The 19515-nt window shown below is 38.6% G+C and carries 26 protein-coding genes, 3 tRNA genes and 1 pseudogene; 16 read left to right on the forward strand and 14 right to left on the reverse strand.

Going from position 1 to position 19515, the window contains the following annotated elements; all coding sequences use genetic code 11:
- Positions 1-116: 116 nt before the first annotated feature.
- From AM279_RS02455 to AM279_RS02475, 6 genes are all read left to right on the forward strand, one after another.
- Positions 117-200 (forward strand) — tRNA-Ser (locus AM279_RS02455).
- An 8-nt stretch (positions 201-208) separates the two neighbouring features.
- Positions 209-286: transfer RNA gene (locus AM279_RS02460), tRNA-Pro, on the forward strand.
- 66 nt (positions 287-352) lie between these two features.
- A tRNA-Arg gene (locus AM279_RS02465) sits at positions 353-426 on the forward strand.
- A 130-nt stretch (positions 427-556) separates the two neighbouring features.
- Positions 557-763: a hypothetical protein gene (locus AM279_RS20425; protein WP_143090346.1), complete on the forward strand. Its 207-nt coding sequence runs from the start codon at positions 557-559 to the stop codon at positions 761-763.
- A 50-nt stretch (positions 764-813) separates the two neighbouring features.
- Complete coding sequence (locus tag AM279_RS02470; protein ID WP_054406082.1) at positions 814-1155, forward strand: nuclear transport factor 2 family protein; 342 nt, start codon at positions 814-816, stop codon at positions 1153-1155.
- Positions 1156-1291: 136 nt separating this feature from the next.
- Positions 1292-2035, forward strand: coding sequence for a DUF434 domain-containing protein (locus AM279_RS02475; RefSeq protein ID WP_054406083.1), 744 nt, complete (start codon positions 1292-1294; stop codon positions 2033-2035).
- Positions 2036-2197: 162 nt separating this feature from the next.
- Here the strand turns inward: AM279_RS02475 and AM279_RS02480 are convergent, their stop codons facing one another.
- Complete coding sequence (locus AM279_RS02480) at positions 2198-2605, reverse strand: DUF4293 domain-containing protein (protein ID WP_054406084.1); 408 nt, start codon at positions 2603-2605, stop codon at positions 2198-2200.
- Positions 2606-2818: 213 nt separating this feature from the next.
- Here AM279_RS02480 and rho point away from each other — a divergent pair, with 213 nt between their 5' ends.
- The gene (gene rho / locus AM279_RS02485; protein ID WP_054406085.1) at positions 2819-4717 is read left to right on the forward strand and encodes a transcription termination factor Rho; all 1899 of its coding nucleotides are present in this window, start codon (positions 2819-2821) and stop codon (positions 4715-4717) included.
- Positions 4718-4890: 173 nt separating this feature from the next.
- On the opposite strand, the gene AM279_RS02490 is transcribed toward rho, so the two are convergent.
- Positions 4891-5259: a hypothetical protein gene (locus AM279_RS02490; RefSeq protein ID WP_054406086.1), complete on the reverse strand. Its 369-nt coding sequence runs from the start codon at positions 5257-5259 to the stop codon at positions 4891-4893.
- Between the two features lie 116 nt (positions 5260-5375).
- Here AM279_RS02490 and AM279_RS02495 point away from each other — a divergent pair, with 116 nt between their 5' ends.
- Positions 5376-5888, forward strand: coding sequence for a DUF6155 family protein (locus AM279_RS02495; RefSeq protein WP_054406087.1), 513 nt, complete (start codon positions 5376-5378; stop codon positions 5886-5888).
- A gap of 92 nt (positions 5889-5980) precedes the next feature.
- A complete protein-coding gene (locus AM279_RS02500) occupies positions 5981-6601 on the forward strand; it encodes an L-threonylcarbamoyladenylate synthase (protein ID WP_054406088.1) in 621 nt (206 codons plus the stop codon).
- Here AM279_RS02500 and AM279_RS02505 read toward each other — a convergent pair.
- Complete coding sequence (locus AM279_RS02505) at positions 6598-7476, reverse strand: AraC family transcriptional regulator (protein WP_054406089.1); 879 nt, start codon at positions 7474-7476, stop codon at positions 6598-6600. The two genes, AM279_RS02500 and AM279_RS02505, sit on opposite strands and share 4 nt — an antisense overlap.
- 139 nt (positions 7477-7615) lie before the next feature.
- Between AM279_RS02505 and AM279_RS02510 the strand changes: the two genes are divergently transcribed.
- Positions 7616-7975, forward strand: coding sequence for a DUF983 domain-containing protein (locus tag AM279_RS02510; protein WP_054406090.1), 360 nt, complete (start codon positions 7616-7618; stop codon positions 7973-7975).
- A gap of 46 nt (positions 7976-8021) precedes the next feature.
- Here AM279_RS02510 and AM279_RS02515 read toward each other — a convergent pair whose 3' ends face one another.
- The 3 genes from AM279_RS02515 to AM279_RS02525 all read right to left on the reverse strand — a co-directional run bounded on the left by AM279_RS02515 (position 8022) and on the right by AM279_RS02525 (position 11142).
- The gene (locus AM279_RS02515) at positions 8022-9068 is read right to left on the reverse strand and encodes a glycoside hydrolase family 43 protein (RefSeq protein WP_236688480.1); all 1047 of its coding nucleotides are present in this window, start codon (positions 9066-9068) and stop codon (positions 8022-8024) included.
- 92 nt (positions 9069-9160) lie between these two features.
- Positions 9161-9781 (reverse strand): NUDIX hydrolase, encoded by a 621-nt coding sequence (locus tag AM279_RS02520; RefSeq protein ID WP_054406091.1) that lies wholly within the window; start codon positions 9779-9781, stop codon positions 9161-9163.
- Between the two features lie 8 nt (positions 9782-9789).
- On the reverse strand, positions 9790-11142 hold the full coding sequence (locus AM279_RS02525) for an FAD-dependent oxidoreductase (protein ID WP_054406092.1): 1353 nt from the start codon (positions 11140-11142) through the stop codon (positions 9790-9792).
- Between the two features lie 102 nt (positions 11143-11244).
- Here AM279_RS02525 and AM279_RS02530 point away from each other — a divergent pair, with 102 nt between their 5' ends.
- The 3 genes and pseudogenes from AM279_RS02530 to AM279_RS02540 all read left to right on the forward strand — a co-directional run bounded on the left by AM279_RS02530 (position 11245) and on the right by AM279_RS02540 (position 13279).
- Positions 11245-11724 (forward strand): hypothetical protein, encoded by a 480-nt coding sequence (locus AM279_RS02530; RefSeq protein WP_054406093.1) that lies wholly within the window; start codon positions 11245-11247, stop codon positions 11722-11724.
- 51 nt (positions 11725-11775) lie between these two features.
- Positions 11776-12438 (forward strand): annotated as a pseudogene (locus AM279_RS02535) (magnesium chelatase domain-containing protein); the annotation flags it as partial.
- 253 nt (positions 12439-12691) lie between these two features.
- Positions 12692-13279 (forward strand): hypothetical protein, encoded by a 588-nt coding sequence (locus AM279_RS02540; RefSeq protein ID WP_054406094.1) that lies wholly within the window; start codon positions 12692-12694, stop codon positions 13277-13279.
- Here the strand turns inward: AM279_RS02540 and AM279_RS20430 are convergent, their stop codons facing one another.
- The 4 genes from AM279_RS20430 to AM279_RS02565 all read right to left on the reverse strand — a co-directional run bounded on the left by AM279_RS20430 (position 13280) and on the right by AM279_RS02565 (position 15006).
- Positions 13280-13960 (reverse strand): hypothetical protein, encoded by a 681-nt coding sequence (locus AM279_RS20430; protein WP_074961467.1) that lies wholly within the window; start codon positions 13958-13960, stop codon positions 13280-13282.
- Positions 13961-13963: 3 nt separating this feature from the next.
- Positions 13964-14158 (reverse strand): hypothetical protein, encoded by a 195-nt coding sequence (locus AM279_RS02550; protein ID WP_054406095.1) that lies wholly within the window; start codon positions 14156-14158, stop codon positions 13964-13966.
- Between the two features lie 267 nt (positions 14159-14425).
- Positions 14426-14773: a hypothetical protein gene (locus AM279_RS02560; protein WP_054406097.1), complete on the reverse strand. Its 348-nt coding sequence runs from the start codon at positions 14771-14773 to the stop codon at positions 14426-14428.
- A gap of 14 nt (positions 14774-14787) precedes the next feature.
- Positions 14788-15006, reverse strand: coding sequence for a hypothetical protein (locus tag AM279_RS02565; RefSeq protein ID WP_054406098.1), 219 nt, complete (start codon positions 15004-15006; stop codon positions 14788-14790).
- A 264-nt stretch (positions 15007-15270) separates the two neighbouring features.
- Here AM279_RS02565 and AM279_RS20570 point away from each other — a divergent pair, with 264 nt between their 5' ends.
- Positions 15271-15414, forward strand: a complete 144-nt coding sequence (locus tag AM279_RS20570) for a hypothetical protein (RefSeq protein ID WP_160316416.1) — start codon at positions 15271-15273, stop codon at positions 15412-15414.
- A gap of 182 nt (positions 15415-15596) precedes the next feature.
- The gene (locus AM279_RS02570; protein ID WP_074961463.1) at positions 15597-15833 is read left to right on the forward strand and encodes a hypothetical protein; all 237 of its coding nucleotides are present in this window, start codon (positions 15597-15599) and stop codon (positions 15831-15833) included.
- A gap of 3 nt (positions 15834-15836) precedes the next feature.
- Here AM279_RS02570 and AM279_RS02575 read toward each other — a convergent pair whose 3' ends face one another.
- The 3 genes from AM279_RS02575 to AM279_RS02585 all read right to left on the reverse strand — a co-directional run bounded on the left by AM279_RS02575 (position 15837) and on the right by AM279_RS02585 (position 16994).
- Positions 15837-16031: a hypothetical protein gene (locus AM279_RS02575; protein ID WP_054406100.1), complete on the reverse strand. Its 195-nt coding sequence runs from the start codon at positions 16029-16031 to the stop codon at positions 15837-15839.
- A gap of 98 nt (positions 16032-16129) precedes the next feature.
- Entirely contained in the window at positions 16130-16528 is a 399-nt protein-coding gene (locus tag AM279_RS02580; protein ID WP_177205392.1) for a response regulator, read from the reverse strand.
- Between the two features lie 10 nt (positions 16529-16538).
- Positions 16539-16994, reverse strand: coding sequence for a response regulator (locus tag AM279_RS02585; RefSeq protein WP_143090344.1), 456 nt, complete (start codon positions 16992-16994; stop codon positions 16539-16541).
- Positions 16995-17911: 917 nt separating this feature from the next.
- Here AM279_RS02585 and AM279_RS02595 point away from each other — a divergent pair.
- Positions 17912-18142: a helix-turn-helix domain-containing protein gene (locus AM279_RS02595; RefSeq protein ID WP_054406104.1), complete on the forward strand. Its 231-nt coding sequence runs from the start codon at positions 17912-17914 to the stop codon at positions 18140-18142.
- On the opposite strand, the gene AM279_RS02600 is transcribed toward AM279_RS02595, so the two are convergent.
- Positions 18132-19487 (reverse strand): tyrosine-type recombinase/integrase, encoded by a 1356-nt coding sequence (locus tag AM279_RS02600; protein ID WP_054406105.1) that lies wholly within the window; start codon positions 19485-19487, stop codon positions 18132-18134. The two genes, AM279_RS02595 and AM279_RS02600, sit on opposite strands and share 11 nt — an antisense overlap.
- Positions 19488-19515: the final 28 nt, after the last annotated feature.

The following is a 19515-nucleotide window of genomic DNA, read 5'->3' on the forward strand; positions in this document are numbered from 1 at the left end:
TTTTACATTTACATTATCAAAAAATTAAAAAAAAGAACAAAAATAGTTGCAAATAAGTGAATAAATACGCTACATTTGCAACCGCAAAAAGGGTCAAACCTTAGTGTTGAAAAGCAGGAGAGGTGCCGGAGTGGTAACGGAGCAGATTGCTAATCTGTCAACGAGCAATCGTTGCCAGGGTTCGAATCCCTGTCTCTCCGCTTCTTTTCGGGGTGTAGCGTAGCCCGGTCATCGCGCCTGGTTTGGGACCAGGAGGTCGCAGGTTCGAATCCTGCCACCCCGACCAAAATTTCCCACACATCCCGCTGTAACGGCGGGATTTTTTGTTTAAAAGGGATACTAAAAATAATGAGGTCACATAGCTCAGCTGGATAGAGCACCTGCCTTCTAAGCAGGCGGTCTCAGGTTCGAATCCTGATGTGATCACTTTAAAGCTTCGGTTAACGCCGGGGCTTTTTTGTTTTTATGATTTGCCGAAAACTAATAACTCCCTAATTTTACATTACAAATGCGTGCAAAGCATATATGAATTTTGCCTGATTAAAAAACGTATGTAGTGAAAACAACCCTTATAATACTCCGTCCACTTTCCTGGAGTCCTGTCAATGGGCAGAAAGGAAAGTATTGTACCGATAAATATCCGGCAGATGAATGCTGGTTAACCCTTAATAATTTTCCTGATGAGCCTTTATGGACGTTGCATTATAAAGGAGAAGTAAAAAACTTAGAGGAAACTCCTGTGTTTTGGAAAGTGAATCATTAACACCATCTTAGTTTTAAAAGCGTTATATTGGATAGTTATAAAATATAGCTATGAATAATAAAGAAGTGCTTTTAAAAGCAAATAAAGCTGTTTCGGCAGGCGATAACGAAGGTTTTTTGGCTTACTGTACCGGTGATACTGTTTGGGAGTTTGTAGGCGACCAAACGCTGTGTGGTAAAGAAGCTGTACGGCAGTATATTGCAAAAGCCTATATTGAGCTGCCGGTATTTGAGGTCGAGACTTTAGTGGCTGAAGGCGACTTTGTTGTTGCAACCGGAAGAATAAGCATGAAAGACGAAGCCGGCAAACCGGTTGATTACGCTTACTGCGATGTGTGGAAATTTAGTAACGGTAAAATGGCTGAGCTTAGGGCTTTTGTGATAACGGTATAATTAGGTTTTCAAATCTTTATTTGTTTCCTAATGGCTAATTTGTGTTTATCAAATGCAAATTTCTTCAAAACCCTGATTTGTAAATCAGGGTTTTGTTGTAAGTTTATGTAAGATAATACTCCAAAAATTGCTGTTTATGAGTGATATTGCTGAACAAAAAGGCCGCAACCGTGGTAAAAGCTCTGAAGATGATGCGCTGTTTTCGTCGGAAAAACAGAGGTCTAAAATACGTGAAGCCTTGCAGGATATGTATTACCTGCTAAGCCGGGGCTATCCTGTAAAGGCTACGCTGGCATTAGTAGGTAACCGGCACCGCCTGCGTGCAAGGCAGCTATTGGCATTGCAGGGCATGGCATGCTCGGCCCAGGAAATTGAAGAAAGGGCAGGGCGGGAGCTAAAACCTGAGGCTATGCGCAATAAAATACTGTTTATAGATGGTTTTAACCTGCTTATATTGCTGGAAACCTTGCTTTCGGGCGGATATATATTTGGAGGGTTAGATGGCTGCTACCGAGATGTTTCATCGGTACACGGTACATATAAAAAAGTAAACCAAACCGAAGAGGTTTTGCTGCTGGCGGGCAATACATTGCGTGATTTAGGTGTGCAAAAAGCCGTATGGGTGTTTGATGCGCCTGTAAGCAACAGCGGCCGCCTAAGGGCTCTGTGTCAAAAAACAGCGCTTGATAATGGTTTTGTGTGGGAAGTACTGCTTGACAATGCACCTGATAAATATCTTACAAAACAAGAGGGTGTAGTGGCCAGTTCAGATGCCTGGGTACTAAATCATTGTAAAGACTGGTTTAACCTTGGTGCGCATATTGTTAATGGCCTGTATCCTGATGATGTGCCTGAAAATGTTATTCGTTTTGAGGTTTGATTCAGCATTCAGGGGCAGGATAATTTGCCCCTGGCTTTAGCCCGGGAGGAAGAATGATATAAAAATCCCGGTTTCAGTGTTAAGTCTCTCAGTGCCTTAAATAAAAAAATCCGGGCTGGCGGCCCGGATTTTTTAACGCACTAATAAACTAAGTTAAGAGGTTTATCTTAGGCGGTCGGCTGATTTTACGAGGTTTTCATCCTTTTTGACAGCCCTGTTTGCAAGGCTTAGTAAAACGATAGAAACAATAGGGAGGAATACCCCAATACCCTTCACAGGGGTGTTTTCCCCTCCGGATACATTTAGCAACCGTGCTATAAATAATCCTAATAAAATAAAGTTCAATATTATATTCAGCCTGCCAAAAACAAACTGGTTTTTTCTTTTCTTAAAGCTAAACAGGCTTATTATACTAAGCGATGCACTAAAAGCATTAAGTACAACATAGCCTATGTTTTCTATAACAAACTCAGGCTCACCGTTTACCCAAAACAAGGGCAATAAAAAAGGGAGCACGCCGTTACATATAAAGGCCAAAGCTAAGTAAATACTCTGTATACGCTGAATCATTTGCTGTTTAATTGCTGCACAAAATTAAATTTTCTTTTTAAAAAAATACTATTGCGCAGTAAAAATAAATTTGTAATATTGCGAGACAAAACCACAATGCCTAACCCCTACCAAAGGCAATGTGCTCTCTCACCCCCAAATCATAAAGAATAAAAATTTTAACGACCTACTCTAAAAAATAGACGAGTTTTATTATAACCCATAAACAAGTACATGTTTGATATTTCTGAACTAAAGGAAATGAAGCTTACTGAGCTTCAGGACATTGCCAAAAAGGCCAATATCAGCAAGTTCAGGGGGCTCAAAAAAGATGAGCTTATTTACCAGATCCTGGATCACCAGGCTGCTAACCCTGCTAAGATACAACCCCTTTTTGAAGATCCTGCAACTGATGCCGAAGCCGCTGCCCCTAAGGCCAAACGCGCACGTATTAGTAAGCCCGCTGCTGATGCAGTACCACAAACCGCTACAGCCGAGCCTGTTACTGAAGCTCCTGCCGAAAAACCGGTAAGGGCAAAGAAAGCAGATATTGCTGAACAGCCTGTAGCACCCGAAACCCCTGTGGCCGCCCCCGCTACAGCTGAAACTGCCGAAACACCAAAAACCGATAAGCCCCGTAAGGAGTTTAAAGATAAAAAAGAACAGCAGCCACAGCCCCAGCAACAAAACAAGCAAAGGCAGCCGCTGACAGATGAAGAGCGCCGTGCACAAATAGAACGCGCTAACGCTAACAACCCCAACCACCCAAGCTACAAAAAACGCCTTGCCGAATTACAGGCAGCGGCTGCCGCTAACGGAGAGCCTATACCTACTGAGCTGCCGAAGGCTAATGTAGCAAAACCCGGAGAACAGGTAGATGAGCCTAAAGCGGTAAGGGAACCTAAAGAACCCCGCGAACCAAAAGAACAGCGTGAGCCTAAAGAGCAGGTAGAGGTTAAGGTACAAAGGGAGCCAAAAGCACCTAAAGAAATCAATTACCGTGAACCTGATTATGAGTTTGACGGTATTATAGAAAGCGAAGGTGTGCTCGAAATGATGCCCGATGGCTATGGTTTCCTTCGTTCATCTGATTACAATTACCTTGCATCACCAGATGATATTTACCTTTCTACATCGCAAATACGCCTGTTTGGTCTTAAAACCGGCGATACGGTAAAAGGTGTGGTACGCCCGCCTAAAGAAGGCGAAAAATATTTCCCGCTTGTAAAAGTGTTAAAAATTAATGGCCACGACCCACAGGTGGTGCGCGACAGGGTTTCGTTTGAACACTTAACGCCGCTTTTCCCTAACGAAAAATTTAACCTGGCCGATAAGCATGCCCCAATTTCTACCCGTATTATAGACCTGTTTTCGCCAATTGGTAAAGGCCAACGCGGTATGATTGTAGCACAGCCTAAAACAGGTAAAACCATGCTTCTTAAGGATATAGCCAATTCTATTGCGGCTAACCACCCGGAAGTATACCTTATAGTACTGCTTATAGACGAGCGCCCTGAAGAGGTTACCGATATGCAACGCAGCGTGCGTGGGGAGGTTATTGCCTCTACGTTTGACGAGCCTGCCGAGCGCCACGTTAAAGTAGCGAACATTGTACTTGAAAAGGCAAAACGCCTTGTAGAATGTGGCCACGATGTAGTTATACTGCTTGACTCTATTACCCGACTTGCAAGGGCTTACAACACGGTACAGCCGGCTTCGGGCAAGGTATTGAGCGGTGGTGTAGATGCTAATGCCCTGCAAAAACCTAAGCGTTTCTTTGGTGCGGCACGTAACATAGAAGGCGGTGGATCGCTAAGTATTATAGCTACAGCACTTGTAGACACTGGCTCTAAAATGGACGAGGTTATCTTTGAAGAATTTAAAGGTACCGGTAACATGGAGCTGCAGCTTGACCGTAAAATTGCCAACAGGCGTATTTTCCCGGCTATCGACCTTACATCGTCAAGCACACGCCGTGACGACCTGCTACAGGACGAAAAAACCATACAGCGCATGTGGATTATGCGTAAGTACCTGGCCGATATGAACCCGGTTGAAGCAATGGACTTTATAAACGACCGCTTTAAAAAGACCCGCAACAACGAAGAGTTTTTAATATCTATGAATGATTAAAGAGAAGAGGCGGCTGAGCTACTTAGCCGCTTAGCTTCTTAGTTACATAAAAAAACAGGCTGTCAATTGACAGCCTGTTTTTTTATGTGGTAACTGTGATTTCTTAACTTCACTTTCCCCTTAATGGGTAAAAGCTCAGTAGCTAAGAAACTCAGCAGCTTAGCAGCTTCTTTTTAAAACTCCTGCAACGCCTTATTGTATTCCCTAAGGTCGGCAATGTTGTTTTTGTGGCTCAGGTCGCTGAAAAGCGAAATAAGGTACTCCAGGCTTTCCAGGTTATTTTCGTCTGTGCTCTCGGCACTGCTTTCTACTTCTTCGTCGTCAAGTGGCTCATCATCCGGAATAGGGATAAGAAACGCGCCGTTAGCCTCAATGTGCTCATACGTAAGGCGTAGTGCCTTTGTAAGCACCGGGATGTTCTCTTCAAGAGAATATTCGCGCAGCTTCTTAAGGTCGGCTACAAGTTTTTCGGCGTCAAAACCATTTTTAAACAGGTCCACCTGTATTTTATTGATCAGCTTTTGTGCAGTAGGGTTTTCCACAGTCTTAAATTTTGGGTTTGTTAAGAAAGGGCAAAAATAGTATTTTATATAATTTTTCCATATCTTTTTAATAATTTATTGAGAAGCATAATTTAACCCTTAATTTTGGGGCATCTATGAGCAAACGCGACCTTAAAAAATACCTTGCATCCCTTCCTAAAGAAGAACTTGAAGAGCAATTACTGTCTTTGTATGAAAAATTTACTGATGTAAAGGCATATTACAACTTTGTTTTTAACCCTAAAGAAGACAAGCTGGCTGATGAGGCTAAGGTAAAAATAAGTGCCGAATACTTTCCGCCACGCGGCAAACGCCCCAAATTGCGGAGGAGTACAGCCCAAAAATACATTAAACATTTCCTTACGCTGGGGGTAGACCCCTTTGTAGTGGCCGATGTTATGCTGTTTAATATTGAAACCGCCCAAAAATACTCTGCCAGGCGCGAAATGCGTTATGGCACGTTTTACAAAAGCATGCTCAATTCCTATAAACAGGTAGCAGATTACGCAACGGCAAACGGCATAGCAGGAGACTTTAAAGACCGGATTGCTGCTGTTTATAAAGAAACCATGCGCCAGCATTGGGAAAACCGCAAAGAATTTGAACGTATTTACGACAATTTTGAGTAAGCATTTTCTTAAATTTTGTTAAGCACAAAACACTATTACCCCATACAGCCGTAACTTTGAACATTGAACACTAAACCCAGAACAGCGCAGCCATGGCCCAGTTTATAAAAATATACCCCGAAAACCCTAACGAAAAGGAGATTGCCAAAGTAGTGCGCATATTGCAGGACGGCGGTATTATTATATACCCAACCGATACCGTTTATGGCATGGGGTGCGATATAACCAACAGCCGTGCGCTGGAGCGTATTGCCAAAATAAAAGGCATTAAGCTGGAAAAGGCTAACTTCTCGTTTGTGTGCAGCGATTTAAGCAACCTGAGCGATTATGTAAAGCAAATCGATACCAGTACCTTTAAGATACTGAAACGCTCGCTGCCGGGGCCGTATACGTTTATTTTACCGGGTAATAACAAACTGCCCAAGGAGTTTAAAAAGAAAACTACTGTGGGTATCCGTGTACCCGATAACAACATAGCTCTCGAAATTGTACGCCAGCTGGGGAACCCAATAGTATCTACCTCTATTTATGATGAAGATGAAGTAATTGAGTACAGTACAGATCCTGAGCTTATCTTTGAAAAATGGCAAAACCTGGTAGATGCCGTGATTGATGGCGGCTATGGCGATAACGTAGCTTCAACCATTATAGACCTGAGTGGCGATGAGCCCGTTGTGGTTAGGGAAGGTAAAGGCGACCCCGATGTTTTTTAAGCTTTCCTATAGCGGTTTAAAAAATGGCTTGCGGTTTCGCCGGTACGGTTTTTAAAAAGACGCGAAAAATAAGCATAATCATCATAGCCTAAACCTTCTGCTATGTTTGCAAAACTGTCCTGCTGCAATACCAGTTCTTTTTTTGCTTCAAGCATAACCCTGTCCAGTATTACATCAGTAGCGGTTTTACCGGTAACAGCCTGTGCAATACGGTTTAAGTGGCGGGGGCTTACTGCAAGTAAACCGGCATAATAAGCCGGCGATTTCTCTTCACGAAAATAGGTTGCGGCCAAATCTTCAAACTTCCTGAATTTTGTATAGTAGTTGTTATCTGTACCTGTAACCTGTTTGTCTGAAAAATACAGGCGTGCAGACTGGCTGTACACCAAATTTACAAGGCTTAGCAGTATGTTGTGCTGCTGGGCATCATGCTTTTGGTTTTCTGTGTATATCTGCTTGAAAAGTGTGGTTATACTATCGGTTTCATTATTTCCCAAATACAGGCAGGGCACGTTATACAGGCTGTAAAAAAACGGAAATTGTCCCAGGTTGTTATGCGTGTAATGCATTTCATAGAACGGGCGTGTATGTAAAAAGATAAAACCTTTGGTATCTGGAGACAATTCCCAATGATGTGTTTGCCCGGGATTAAGAAAAAATAATGCCCCGGCAGTAATAGCATAAGATTTAAAATCTATTTCATGAATGCCGCTGCCATGTGTAAAAAGTACTGCAACATAAAAATTGTGCGAATGCGGGTGGCTTATGTCTTTATGTCGTGTTACAAGGTGGTTTTCCAGTGTATTTGCATAAAAATCTTCTGCACCATCGTGCACATGAAATTGCTTTATGTCTAAAACCGGTACTTTTTTCATGTCCTAAAAGTACAAATTTCTGCGTAATTATATCATGGGCTTTTTTAATATCCTGCCGTACATTTGAATATGTTTTTAAGCTTCAATTTATAACAACATAAACTGAAGCTTAAAACCTGAAACTTTAAACTAAATTATCATGTCGACGTTTATAGATATCATTACAGAAAAATGCCCGGTGTGTGGCAAAGGCCATGTTTTTGCAAAAAAGGGCAACCCGTTGTTATTCCAGATGCCTAAGATGGAAACCAATTGTACTGTTTGTGGCCATAAATTTGAGCGTGAGCCCGGTTATTTCTTTGGGTCAATGTTTGTAAGCTATGCCATAGCGGTGGCTGAAATGATTGCCGTTTTTGTAATAATGCAGTTTTTTACCACTGATTTTGCTACACTGGTAACCACAATAGCCATACTTTCAGTACTGTTCAGTACGTTTAATTTCAGGAAATCGCGCATGCTGTGGATTTATATGTTTGATGGCGGCAAGCGTAGCCTGTAAATTGAATATTGCTGCCGGGTATATAGTATCGTTTTATATTTTCAGGTTATTTAGTAGATACTGTTGGCCCTTCTACTTTTAAAACACCATTTTTATCTATTACCATCCTGTCAATAAAGACCTGGCGATCGTTGCCCGTTTTTTCAGTTCTTCCATGATATATGCACAGCCATCCTTTGCCGTCAGGATCCGGAATAATACTGTTATGTCCTGTTCCTGTAACGATGTTATTTTTTTCTAAAACAGGATTGTGTACTGATTTGGTAAAAGGCCCTAAAGGAGATTGTGCAGTGGCATATCCTATGGCATAATATTCTCCTGCAAAATGATTTGCCGAATACATCATATAATATACATCTTTATCCTTAAATAAAACAGAACCCTCATTCCACCTCCTGTTAGCTTCTTTAGCTAAAACCGACCTGCTTTCCCACTTTGTGTGCTCATTGTTCATATCAACCGGCGGTTTTAATAAAACTACAGGCTGGCCAATTATTCCGCTAAAATCGGGTTTTAATTCTACGCCATAAATCCAGCTTTCTTCAATTTCGTTATACCAGCCTTTTTCTTTTGCCCAGGCAGATACTTCACTATCAACAGCATGCTTATAGCAGCACCTTGAGTAATATAAGTAGGCTTTACCATTCTCAAAATATACATTAGCATCTATTATTGGGTATCCCGGATCGAAAATGGGCTTGTTGCTAAGATCTGTAAATGGCCCAAGCGGATTGTTTGCTACAGCTACGCCCACTTTAAAATTTTCTTTTTCGTTGTTAGGGTTGTCTTTCCATTGCGCGCTGTAAAACATATAATATTTTCCCTCTTTTTCATATACCTCAGGAGCCCAGTAAGCCCCGTTGCCCCAGCCGTTAGTGTTGTTGCCATAATAAACGTCGCCTTCAGGTTTCCAGTCTTTAAGGTTATCTGAAGAATAGGCTTCAAACCCTGCTTTGCCACCTGTGGTACCATATAAATAGTATTTGTTATTGGTTTTAAGAACAAAAGGGTCGCCAAAAGCAACTGGCAAAGGGTTATCAGGAATAAAAACGGTTTTTTGATGTTTGCATGAACCTGAAATAATAGTAATCATTAACAGGCACATAACTATTCTTACCCGCGGCATATTTTTTAATAGATGCACAATGGTAAAAGGGCTTTTTTTCATATTATATGTAATTGGGTTTAATCAAAGTAAGCAACATAATCGCCTTCAACGGCTTTTTTGTATACCAGCTCTACCTGGCTTTTTAAAATGCGGTCTTCGCTCAGTTCCGGCAGGTTTTCAATATCAAAATAGTCAGCACCGGCCATATCAAAACCACTTTTCAGTTCGCCTGAAACCGCCTCGCACAAAATAACCATTTTGTAAACATAAAACGGTTGGGGAGGGTGTGGGTGTGCGCGTTTATCAAACACAGCCAGTAATGCCAAAGGTTTTGCAGTGATGCCGGTTTCTTCCCAAACTTCTTTAACTACGGCCTCGCGCGGAGTTTCGCCAATATCGGCCCATCCGCCTGGTAGTGTCCATTTGCCGTCTACACTTTCGCGTGCCATAAGCACCTGTTTTTTGTCGGCGCTCAATACCAGAGCACGCACATCAGTTTTTACAGTAGGATATTCGGTAATCGGGGCAAATGCCGCTTTTAATGCATCTACAGAGGTATTGCCAACCTGTGCCATAAGTTCAAGGCTTATTTCAAGTATCTGCTCATAACGTTCGCGGTTGTAATCATCGGTAGCATATACAAGCCCGGTATCGGCAAGGGCTTTTAGTTTTTTAATTTGGTCTAATAGGGGAATCATAGTTTTATTTATATCATCTTAATTAGTTTTCGTGCACAGGTCTGCACCGGGTCCCACACGGGCGAAAAAGGGGGGGCGTAGCTTAAATCCAGGTCAATAATATTTTGAAGGGTAAGGTTGTGCGTTATGGCTGTAGCCAAAACATCTATGCGTTTTGCGGCGCCTTCCTGCCCAATTATTTGTCCGCCCAGCAGCCTGCCGCTGTTTTTTTCGGCCAGGAGCTTTACCACAATTTTAGTGGCTCCGGGGTAATAATTTGCGCGCGTAAGGCTGTCAACAGTAGTGGCTGCATACTCAATACCCAGTTTATTCAGTTCTTTTTCCTGCAGGCCGGTGCGCGCCACCTCATAGCTGCATATTTTGCATACCGCCGTGCCTACCGCACCCGGAAACACGGCCTGTTCGCCCGCAATGCTGCTGCCAGCCACAAGTCCGGTTTTATTGGCTAATGTGCCCAGGGCAATGTGTATGTGCTGTCGGCTTACCATGTTCAGGGTTTCGGTACAGTCGCCCGCCGCCCATACATCAGGAATATTAGTCTGCATTTGGGCATTTACTTTAATAGCGCCTTTAACGCCAAGTTCAATACCTGAACCTTCAAGAAATGCAGTGTTAGGAGAAGTACCCATGCCAAACACCACCATATCAGCCGGTAAATTTTGCTTGTCGGTTATAACTTCTGTAATAGTATTACCCTCTAAAACAAATCCTTTAAGGCTTTCGTTTAGGTAAACTGTTACACCCAGGACCTGTAATGCCTCGGTAACCAAAACCCCCATATCCGGGTCGAGTGTGTTCATAACCTGGGCACCTTTTGTAATAAGTGTAACCTCAAGCCCGCGCCTTAAAAGCGATTCTGCCATTTCAAGGCCTATGTAGCCGCCACCCACAATAACGGCGGTTTGCGGCTTTTTATCTTCTATAAAATTTTCAATGTTAATGCCACTTTTAAGGGTGGTAACACCAAACACATTTTCTGCATCATACCCTGTAATATCTTTAGGGCAATAGGCTTTTCCGCCCGTGGCAATAAGCAGTTGGCCGTATGGTTGCCAAAATTCAGTATTGTTTTGCTTGTCCAGCACGCGGATGCGCTTACCGTTTGTATCTACCTCAAGCACCAGGTGTTCGGTATGTACATCTATGTTGTATTTATTGCGGAATTCATCGGGGCTGCGGCGCACCAGTTCGTCTATGCTTTCTATAAGCCCGGAAATAAAATAAGGTATGCCACAGGCAGAGTAGGAGGTATAGGCTGATTTTTCAAATACAATTATTTTTTTGTCTTTGTGTACGCGGCGCACTTTAGAGGCAGCCGACATTCCGGCAGCATCGCCGCCAATAATTACGAGGGTATCCATAGAAGCTAAAGTTAAGAATGTTTTTACAAATTCACACCTTATGTGCAGATATTAAACCCGTCTTTAAAGAAATATAGTTAGCTTAGCCATAAAATATCCTCTATGAGCCTTTTAAAAATATTTGTGTTTTTTGTAACTACCGTAGCTTTTGCGCAAAAGCCGGTTCACCTTACACCCGAACAATTGTATAAAGAAATAAGTACCGATAATAAGGCGACTGTAATACAGTTTTTTAACCCTAATTGCGAAGATGTGGTGCAAATAGTTTCCCGATACAAAGCATTACAGGAAAGATATGCAGCAACAGTCGTTTTTTATTTTATTGGTATTACAAGTAAAGACAGCCTGATGGAAAACCTTGCCCAAAAAACAGGGTATACAGCTAACTTGTATGTAGCAGATGCATCGGTTGAAGCTGATTTGTATGAAAGGAGGCAGGCATTTTGCAAAAAACTTATGGCCCTGGTTAAGGGAAACAACAACGATTTTCTTACGCTATATCTTAATAAACAAGACAAATTGATTTATGTGGGCGATGATGTGGACATTAAAAATGATGTCGTTGAATCGTTATCAAACTGATGTGATTATCGAATAAATTTTCCGTAATTTCACTCCCTGTAAAAACTCCTTATGCTTATAAAAGTTTACGGCAGTGCCGTTTTTGGCGTAGAAGCCGCCACCATAACTGTTGAAGTTAATATTGATAAAGGTGTAGGCTACCACCTTGTAGGCCTTGCCGATAGCGCCGTTAAAGAAAGCAGCTACCGTATTGCTGCCGCGCTTAAAAATATTGGCTACCAGCTCCCCGTTAAGAAGATTACCATAAATATGGCCCCGGCTGATATGCGTAAGGAAGGCAGCGCATATGACCTTACCCTTGCAGTGGGTATCCTTGCCGCCAGCGGACAGATAAAAGCCGATGAAGTAGACATGTACATTATTATGGGCGAGCTGTCGCTTGATGGTTCGCTGCAACCCATAAAAGGAGTATTGCCTATTGCCATAAAAGCAAAAGAGGAGGGCTTTAAGGGCTTTTTCCTGCCGAAGCAAAATGCAAATGAGGCTGCTATAGTTTCCGGGCTTGATGTATATGGCCTGGAGAACGTTTCTGAAATTATTGACTTTTTTGAAGGCCGCGGCGATTTAAAGCCTACGGTTATCAATACCCGCGAGGAGTTTTACAAAACGCTCGACTTCCCTGAGTTTGACTTTAGTGATGTAAAAGGGCAAGAGAGCATCAAACGTTGTATGGAGATAGCCGCAGCGGGCGGGCATAACATCATATTGATTGGCAACCACTTACGAGCAGCATAGCGTTTTTATACAAGCATCCTGACAAAGAAGAAAACACACAATTGTACAACAATCGTACAACAAATATAAAACTATCTTTTGATTGTACAACACCAATCTAAATGACCCCTGACAAATCTTATAAAATCATAATGGTAGTAGGTTTGATTATAATAATCATCCAGCTTATAGTATTTTATTTAAAGGTCAGGGATATGATGTATCGAAACTAAACTTAATACCAATCTCCTATATGTTATTACAAACCCACAATTTTGATGAAGTAATTGAAACTCTCATAAACAATGCTCAATCATTCTCCTTTAATCTAAAAGATTTGCCAGATGCCTTTGAATATACTGCTAACTTGAATCCAAATCATAAGAGTATAAGAAGCCATCAAACTTTCAAACCCATCTTTGATGAATTGGATGCAAAGAAAAATAGCTGCTTATATTGGTTTGAATTGGACGATGATATCAATTGTAAAACGCTAATCGATTTGCTTAATACTAGCAGGCTATCACTTGCTGAAAAGGAGAGGATTGTTCCTGTTGCAAATAAGAACTGTGATAGTAATGTGTTGTATGTTGGAATAAGGAGGAGAGGATATACTCAAAAATGGAAGTTATCTAATATATCAGGTAGAATGATTCAGCATTTGGGTTATTATGCTAAAGGTTCAACACAGGGGCTTCAATTGGCATATTGGGCTGCTGAAGCTGGGCTTGATATAAAGTTAAATGTTGTTCAGTTTGAAGAAGACTTCCCAAATGCATATCTTGAAGCATTTGAAAAAATTATGGCTTATAAATTAAAGCCACTTTGCGGCAAGCATTAATTATTTTCTAAACACAATCATTAAAAATACAATCACTCCAATTATTACGACTAGAGGCCAGGCTGAATCCTTATGATTATTGCTTACTGGACTACTGTAAGGTTTAGAACTTGAATAATTGGAAGTATTTGTATTTTGATTTTCACTACTGTTTTCAAATTTTTGTGAGGCGTTTGAATTTTCGGCAATTGCTTTGGCTTCTTTTATACTATCCATCACAAAATTATAATCTTCTTCCATAAACTGCACACTTTCTTTCATGCCATTAATTTCATCTTCTAATTCTCTAACCCTTTGTTTTAATTTTCTATTTTCTTCATAAACATCATAGTAATAGTTTGATGTTGTTAGATTAGAAATATTATTATGACCGTTGTATGTTGAAGTTGCGGGATAGCTATTAGTATTATACGTTGAAGTTGACGGCATGTAATTACTATTGTTGTTATATGTTGGAGTACCACCATCTGAAGGGACATATCCAGGTTGACCCGTGTATGGGTTTGTGTTCCCTCTTGTCGAAAAGTTGTCAGAATTAGTACTATTTGGAGCCGTCCTTGTATATGGTGCTACATAGGTGCCATCTGAACGTGTATATCCCTTGACCTGAACATGATTAGGATTAGTTTGTGCAAAAATAAAACTCGTTACAAAAATTAGATATAAACAAAACAGCTTCATTTTTTAATTGTAATTTTTAAAATTATCTAAGTTCTTTTTAATAAACGCTAAAAACTTATCTGCTCTGTCTTTTGCTTCCAATTTTTCTTCCAGTATCACTAAATTTTCATCATATAACCTTAATAATTTGATATCGTCAGTACTTAATTTACCGCCTTTATATCCATGAAGTTGAACGAAAATATGTAAATCAGCCACCTGCTTAATTTTGCTTAAAAAATATCCTGCGTTTTTTTTTCATCAGGTGAAAATGCTGATATGAAATAAGGGTGTGACGATTTTTCCAAATCTTTGACATACAAAATGTAGCTAGGTACGTTGTCATTGTTAGACATCTTACGTACTTTAAATGTCCTGCCAAACAAATCAGCAGTTTTAACTTTGGAGTTATTTTTGGTAAAGTATTTCAATGTTGAAGATTTACCAAAATTGGAATGACCCACGTATAGGAAGATTATTTTACGTTTATTGTCCATATAATTCTTTCATCGGTGGATGTAAATCTTTTTGTTTTGTTTGAGCAGCTTGAAAGCAGTATGCCACTAAGAGGCATAAACCATTTTCCGTTATTCCCATTTTTCTATCTTCATCAATCGCATTTGCCATCATTGCAAAATAGTCTTCTATTTCAATAAGCTGCTTTTTGGAGAATAAACTTATATCAAAGCTGTCGTTATACTTACCATCAAGGTATTCGAATAATGTATTGTTCTCTAATCTGCGTTTGATATCACTAAGGGTTTCAACTTTACCGCTATCAACGAGAGAATTCAAATAGAATCCAAGAAATGTAAAGGGAGTAGGGTGTGTCATGTTTATAATATTAATTAATCTTCAAATCCGCAAAGTGTGCGGCCTTTATCTTTTGCATCCTTAAGAGTTACCTTCTCAACCTTTGTCGAGCAATTATTTAGCCCCCTGCAATCTTCTTTCAGGTGATACTTTTTGCTGTATTTGCCGTTGCAGATATAGACATAATCAGTAGATGGTGGAGTGGAGGCGGTCAGGATAAAACCTGCCACCAAGGATAATAGGAGAGTTTTCATAATTGGTTACTTTGTTAAAACAAATATAAAATATTTGTTCAATTCCCAATTCACTCAAGATAAAAATGTTATCAATTAGAGTTCAGGTAAAACTTAAAGAGTAAAAATTGAACAAGATTTTGTAAAACGTATTCATTGTAATTAAGCTAATTTTATTTCGAATTAGTTGAATCCAAATTCCAAAGTATTTTAATTTGAGGAGATTTCATACTTTGTTTAAAGCGGGTTATCAGTTTAGCCCGCTTTTTATCTTATCTTGCAGTTATGAAAGCTGAAAAAAGAGATTGGTATCCTGGCAAGAAAAGATTTGAGGAAGCTGTTACAGTTGTAATTGCACGCCGTGTACCAAAAGATAAAGTTCAGGATTTTAAAGATAAAGTTGAAGCTATAATACAGAGTTATAAATGAATCCTTTAAAAATTTTACTATCTTTATAGTGGATTAGTAAAATCTCGGATTCATACGTCTGAATTTAGAACGGGTTAATTTTAACCCGTTTTTTTATATCTTTACTGAAATACTTTTATATCCTTCCCAGCATCTTTTTGGGTAAAATATTGTCTCGGGAAGGATATTTTAAATTTATTACTATGACACTCTATGAGTTTCTAGGCTTAACCGACCTTCAGCAGTATCAAGCTGTGTGGCACCAAGGAAATCATATTGATACCTTAGTTCATAAGGATGCCATATATTTATTATACGCTATGGGGAACTTTTATGTTGAAATAATGTATAGTAAAGATTCCCATGATATATTAGGTAAAAATCAGTTTAAGTATGGCGAGCATTTAGAGAAGTATTTGCCTAAGCTAGACCTGCTTTAAAAGTTATTCATTCATCCTTAAAAGTTCAATACTTTGAACTTTAAATGCGTCTTCATCTTCCTCATCTTTAAAAGATATTTTATATACATCTCCATCCTCATTATTGGACTCCAAGTCATATTTTGAAGCATATTTTTTAATGAGAGTTAGCAGCTCATCCGCTTTCTGTAAATCTCCTTTTGGTACTGTAAATTGCATAATATTAAGTTTTTGATTATTAATAAGTTAGCAAATAAATTGTTATAAAATCTTTAAATCTGGTAAATAAGTAATAAGCCCCTCAATGAGGGGCTTTCTCATAATCTTATAAATCCGCTGGGTTCGGTAGCAGAATAAAAATTATGAAACACTTGATTTATTATCTTTTCTAACTTTAAAAAGTCTGTAGGTTTAGTTATAAAACCTGATGCTTTCCTCTGCTTAGCCTTATACACATCATTCTCATCGTCACTTGTAGTATATAGTAAAACAGTTGTTTCTTTAAATCTATCAGTGCCTTTTAAATCATCCAGAATCTCGAAACCGTGTCGGCGTGGAAGATTCAAATCTAAAAAAATTATATCTGGTTTTATAGGATTTGATAAAATATAATTTTCAAAATCTTCACCACCATTAAATGTTTTTAGATTGGCATTAATGCCAGACAATTCAAGTGCCTCACCAAAAATAAATCTGTCGTCTTGGTCATCATCCACTAAAAATATATTATACATAAGATAATAAAAACGTATTTGATGTTGGTATTGACATCTTTTTGTTTGAATCAAGCCCAACATTTCTTAAGACGTTGACTAAATCAGAATATTTAGTGGGTTTAACTATGTAACGTGTAGCACCCAAATTAAATAAGCGATTTATATCTTCATCAGCGCGGCTGTTGGTTAAAATAATGAATGGGATATTTTGTAAAAGTGCATGAGCTTTAAAAAGTTCGGCCGCAATAAAGCCATTGATTTTTCTCAAGTTAATTTCAATAAAAATTAAATCTGGTACCTGCTGGGTAGCAGTGACATCATTCATGAAATCAATTACATTTGAATAGCATTTTAATGAAACTTCCTTAGAAACCTCTGGAATAGCAGCTTCAAATAAACTGCAACTTTCAGGGTCATCTTCTATCACTACAATTTTTCTATATGTACACATATCTTTTTTAAGCAAAAGTATCAGCTTAGAGAATATCTCAAACTTAACTAAATCTTAATTTTTCCCACCTAAACAAATTATCTTACGGATTGAAACGGATTTGTATTAAAACATAAATTGTCACTAAATGTTTAATAATATTTTTACTGCACGAACCCTAAACCGAAATATCCTTCCCTAAATCATTTTGGGTGATTTGATTTCTGGGGAGGATATTTATTTACAGTATGTATTTTAGATGATATTATTGATAAGTAAGCGTATAATAACTAATAGATAATGTAAAGTTAAACCTCTTTATTAGTATTAAGATTCGAGATATATTTGAAACAGCTAAATCAATTTTATGAACACTCACATTGGACAAACCAGTGCAAACNATCCATATTATAAATATTTTTTCATTGTTTTCGCCTGTCCATACTTTACCACCGTTGGTAACTCCTGTACCATTTGAGTAGCAAGCTTTATAAGTGTAGTTGCCAGTTTTATTCTCGCTGGATTTATGGAGGGTAGTACTAGTTAAATTGTTCGAGGAATCTCTTAAATTCAATGTAATTGGTGTGTCATCACTTGCCGCTATTTCTCCAAATATTTCAATTTTATCGCCAGTCTTAACGCTTATTGAATTGCAACCTGCGATGACTGAATTACTGTCATTTTTAATAATCCTAATCCATTCAGGGCTATAATTCCCAGTATCTATTTGAAGCAAATAGTTTGTTACCTCTTGAGGACTATCAATTTCGGTCACTGGGTCGTTGTTATCACTTGAGCAATGAATGAATAATAAGGCTGTGATGGCCACGAATAAAGTTTTTTTCATTTTGTCCTGGTTTTTAATTATTTATAATGCAAATATATGATTTTGTAAATATGCTCAGAACGTATTCGTTCATAATTTATTTGTGTCGTACAAATATTTTTGATGTATGGCAGATAGAAAAAAAGAAATACCACCCGTTGTTATCCAAGTAGGAGAGCGTATCAAGGAAATAATTGAAGAAAAGGAGTTAATCTTCCGTAATGTTGCCAACGACTGCAATATGGACGTGGAGGCTTTGAGGCGTTATGTTTGGGGCAAACAAATCATGGGTATTGATAAGCTTGCCCTTATTGCAAACGCACTTGGAATAGAAGTAGGGGAGTTGTTTAAGAAGTAAACTGCTGCGAAAACACTTCATTAAATCTATCTATGTTCTTCGATGGCAGTCTTGCTATATAGGTCTGAGTAGTGCTAATATGCATGTGTCCTAAAGAATGAGATACATCTTGAAGGTTTACGTCATTTTCAATAAGAAGCTGGCTATAGGTATGCCTTGCAACGTGTGAAGTAAGATTTATTGAAATTTTACATTGCTCCTGAATATCTTTCAAAAGTTTGTTATACCATGCTCTAGTACCTGTTAGCCTTTTATATTGCAGGTTATTTAATACACCAATTTCCTTATCTTTAAATTCAGCAAAATCGTTTGGGTTAAAGAAGTGAAAAACAAAGCTATTGCGCTGTTCACTTAAAGAAAGTTGTTCAATGTATTTTGAATAAATTTTATAAATATCCTCGGCGTAATTTTCATCTAACTGATTTAAGGAATATATTTCATCTTCTGCTTGGGGCATAAAACGAATTACTTGTAGCTCAATCATTTTTAATGCTATGTATGAAAGGCTAACCTTCATTCCCTTTTTTGTTTTGTACATGGTATATTCCAAATACATCTTGCCATTTTCAAACTTGAAGTTTCTCCAGCGTAAAAATTGAACATCACTGCATCTTAAACCTTGAGTAAATAATTGAAAAAGAAATACATTCGCTACCTCTCTTAATGTCAGTTCATTTACTCTAAACCTTCTGTTATAGTGATGCTTTCTTCTTTCTGCAAATCTTGTATTTATAATACGCTTAACTTCGTCTGTAGTTAAAGCTTTGAGTTTCTTTTCAGAGAATTTTAATTGGAGATTAGCAAATGGGTCATTGGCATATCGTACATGACCTGCTTTTTTTGCTTTATTTATTAGAGCCTTAAATGCTTTCATGTTATAGTTAGCAGTATCAATTGCATTACCACTATCGATTATAAATTTATAAAATTCCTGAACCTTCTTAGAATCTAAATGCTTGAATTTAAGGTCGTGTAGATTAATTGAGTTAAAGTAATTTCTAAGCTTAAGTTGAATGTTGATGTATTTTAGTTTAGTACCCTCATTTATGGTTGTATCAATGATATCTTGATAAAATTCCAATATTGTTTTATTGTTGCTTTGCAATACCTGAACATCATTGTCATAAGCTGAAAGTGTTTTAAGGACATCCTCAATTTTTTTGTTGATTACCTCGTGGCGAATCTCTTTGTTAGAAACCCTTTGTTTTCCTTCAAGCCAAAAGGATTCATGTAACTTGATTCCCAAGCTTACAAATTTTGATTTACGATTTTCAATAACTCTTACTTTTAGATAGCCTTCTTTACTATCTTTGTTTACGGGTCGGAAGACAATTTTTAAACTCATACTTCAAGGTTTTAATCGTACAACATTT

The sequence above is a fragment of the Flavobacterium akiainvivens genome, from assembly GCF_001278115.1.
In the GTDB taxonomy this organism is placed as follows: domain Bacteria; phylum Bacteroidota; class Bacteroidia; order Flavobacteriales; family Flavobacteriaceae; genus Flavobacterium; species Flavobacterium akiainvivens.

Excerpts from the sequence above, each read along its gene's own strand:
- AM279_RS02475 (WP_054406083.1), top strand. The coding sequence starts at position 1,292 with ATGAGTGATATTGCTGAACAAAAAGGCCGCAACCGTGGTAAAAGCTCT.
- AM279_RS02505 (WP_054406089.1), bottom strand. The coding sequence starts at position 7,476 with ATGAAAAAAGTACCGGTTTTAGACATAAAGCAATTTCATGTGCACGAT.
- rho (WP_054406085.1), top strand. The coding sequence starts at position 2,819 with ATGTTTGATATTTCTGAACTAAAGGAAATGAAGCTTACTGAGCTTCAG.
- AM279_RS02525 (WP_054406092.1), bottom strand. The coding sequence starts at position 11,142 with ATGGATACCCTCGTAATTATTGGCGGCGATGCTGCCGGAATGTCGGCT.
- AM279_RS02515 (WP_236688480.1), bottom strand. The coding sequence starts at position 9,068 with ATGATTACTATTATTTCAGGTTCATGCAAACATCAAAAAACCGTTTTT.
- AM279_RS02560 (WP_054406097.1), bottom strand. The coding sequence starts at position 14,773 with ATGACACACCCTACTCCCTTTACATTTCTTGGATTCTATTTGAATTCT.
- AM279_RS20570 (WP_160316416.1), top strand. The coding sequence starts at position 15,271 with ATGAAAGCTGAAAAAAGAGATTGGTATCCTGGCAAGAAAAGATTTGAG.
- AM279_RS02520 (WP_054406091.1), bottom strand. The coding sequence starts at position 9,781 with ATGATTCCCCTATTAGACCAAATTAAAAAACTAAAAGCCCTTGCCGAT.
- AM279_RS02480 (WP_054406084.1), bottom strand. The coding sequence starts at position 2,605 with ATGATTCAGCGTATACAGAGTATTTACTTAGCTTTGGCCTTTATATGT.
- AM279_RS02570 (WP_074961463.1), top strand. The coding sequence starts at position 15,597 with ATGACACTCTATGAGTTTCTAGGCTTAACCGACCTTCAGCAGTATCAA.
- AM279_RS02595 (WP_054406104.1), top strand. The coding sequence starts at position 17,912 with ATGGCAGATAGAAAAAAAGAAATACCACCCGTTGTTATCCAAGTAGGA.
- AM279_RS02510 (WP_054406090.1), top strand. The coding sequence starts at position 7,616 with ATGTCGACGTTTATAGATATCATTACAGAAAAATGCCCGGTGTGTGGC.
- AM279_RS02495 (WP_054406087.1), top strand. The coding sequence starts at position 5,376 with ATGAGCAAACGCGACCTTAAAAAATACCTTGCATCCCTTCCTAAAGAA.
- AM279_RS20430 (WP_074961467.1), bottom strand. The coding sequence starts at position 13,960 with ATGAAGCTGTTTTGTTTATATCTAATTTTTGTAACGAGTTTTATTTTT.
- AM279_RS02500 (WP_054406088.1), top strand. The coding sequence starts at position 5,981 with ATGGCCCAGTTTATAAAAATATACCCCGAAAACCCTAACGAAAAGGAG.
- AM279_RS02470 (WP_054406082.1), top strand. The coding sequence starts at position 814 with ATGAATAATAAAGAAGTGCTTTTAAAAGCAAATAAAGCTGTTTCGGCA.
- AM279_RS02530 (WP_054406093.1), top strand. The coding sequence starts at position 11,245 with ATGAGCCTTTTAAAAATATTTGTGTTTTTTGTAACTACCGTAGCTTTT.
- AM279_RS02575 (WP_054406100.1), bottom strand. The coding sequence starts at position 16,031 with ATGCAATTTACAGTACCAAAAGGAGATTTACAGAAAGCGGATGAGCTG.
- AM279_RS02540 (WP_054406094.1), top strand. The coding sequence starts at position 12,692 with ATGTTATTACAAACCCACAATTTTGATGAAGTAATTGAAACTCTCATA.
- AM279_RS02565 (WP_054406098.1), bottom strand. The coding sequence starts at position 15,006 with ATGAAAACTCTCCTATTATCCTTGGTGGCAGGTTTTATCCTGACCGCC.
- AM279_RS02600 (WP_054406105.1), bottom strand. The coding sequence starts at position 19,487 with ATGAGTTTAAAAATTGTCTTCCGACCCGTAAACAAAGATAGTAAAGAA.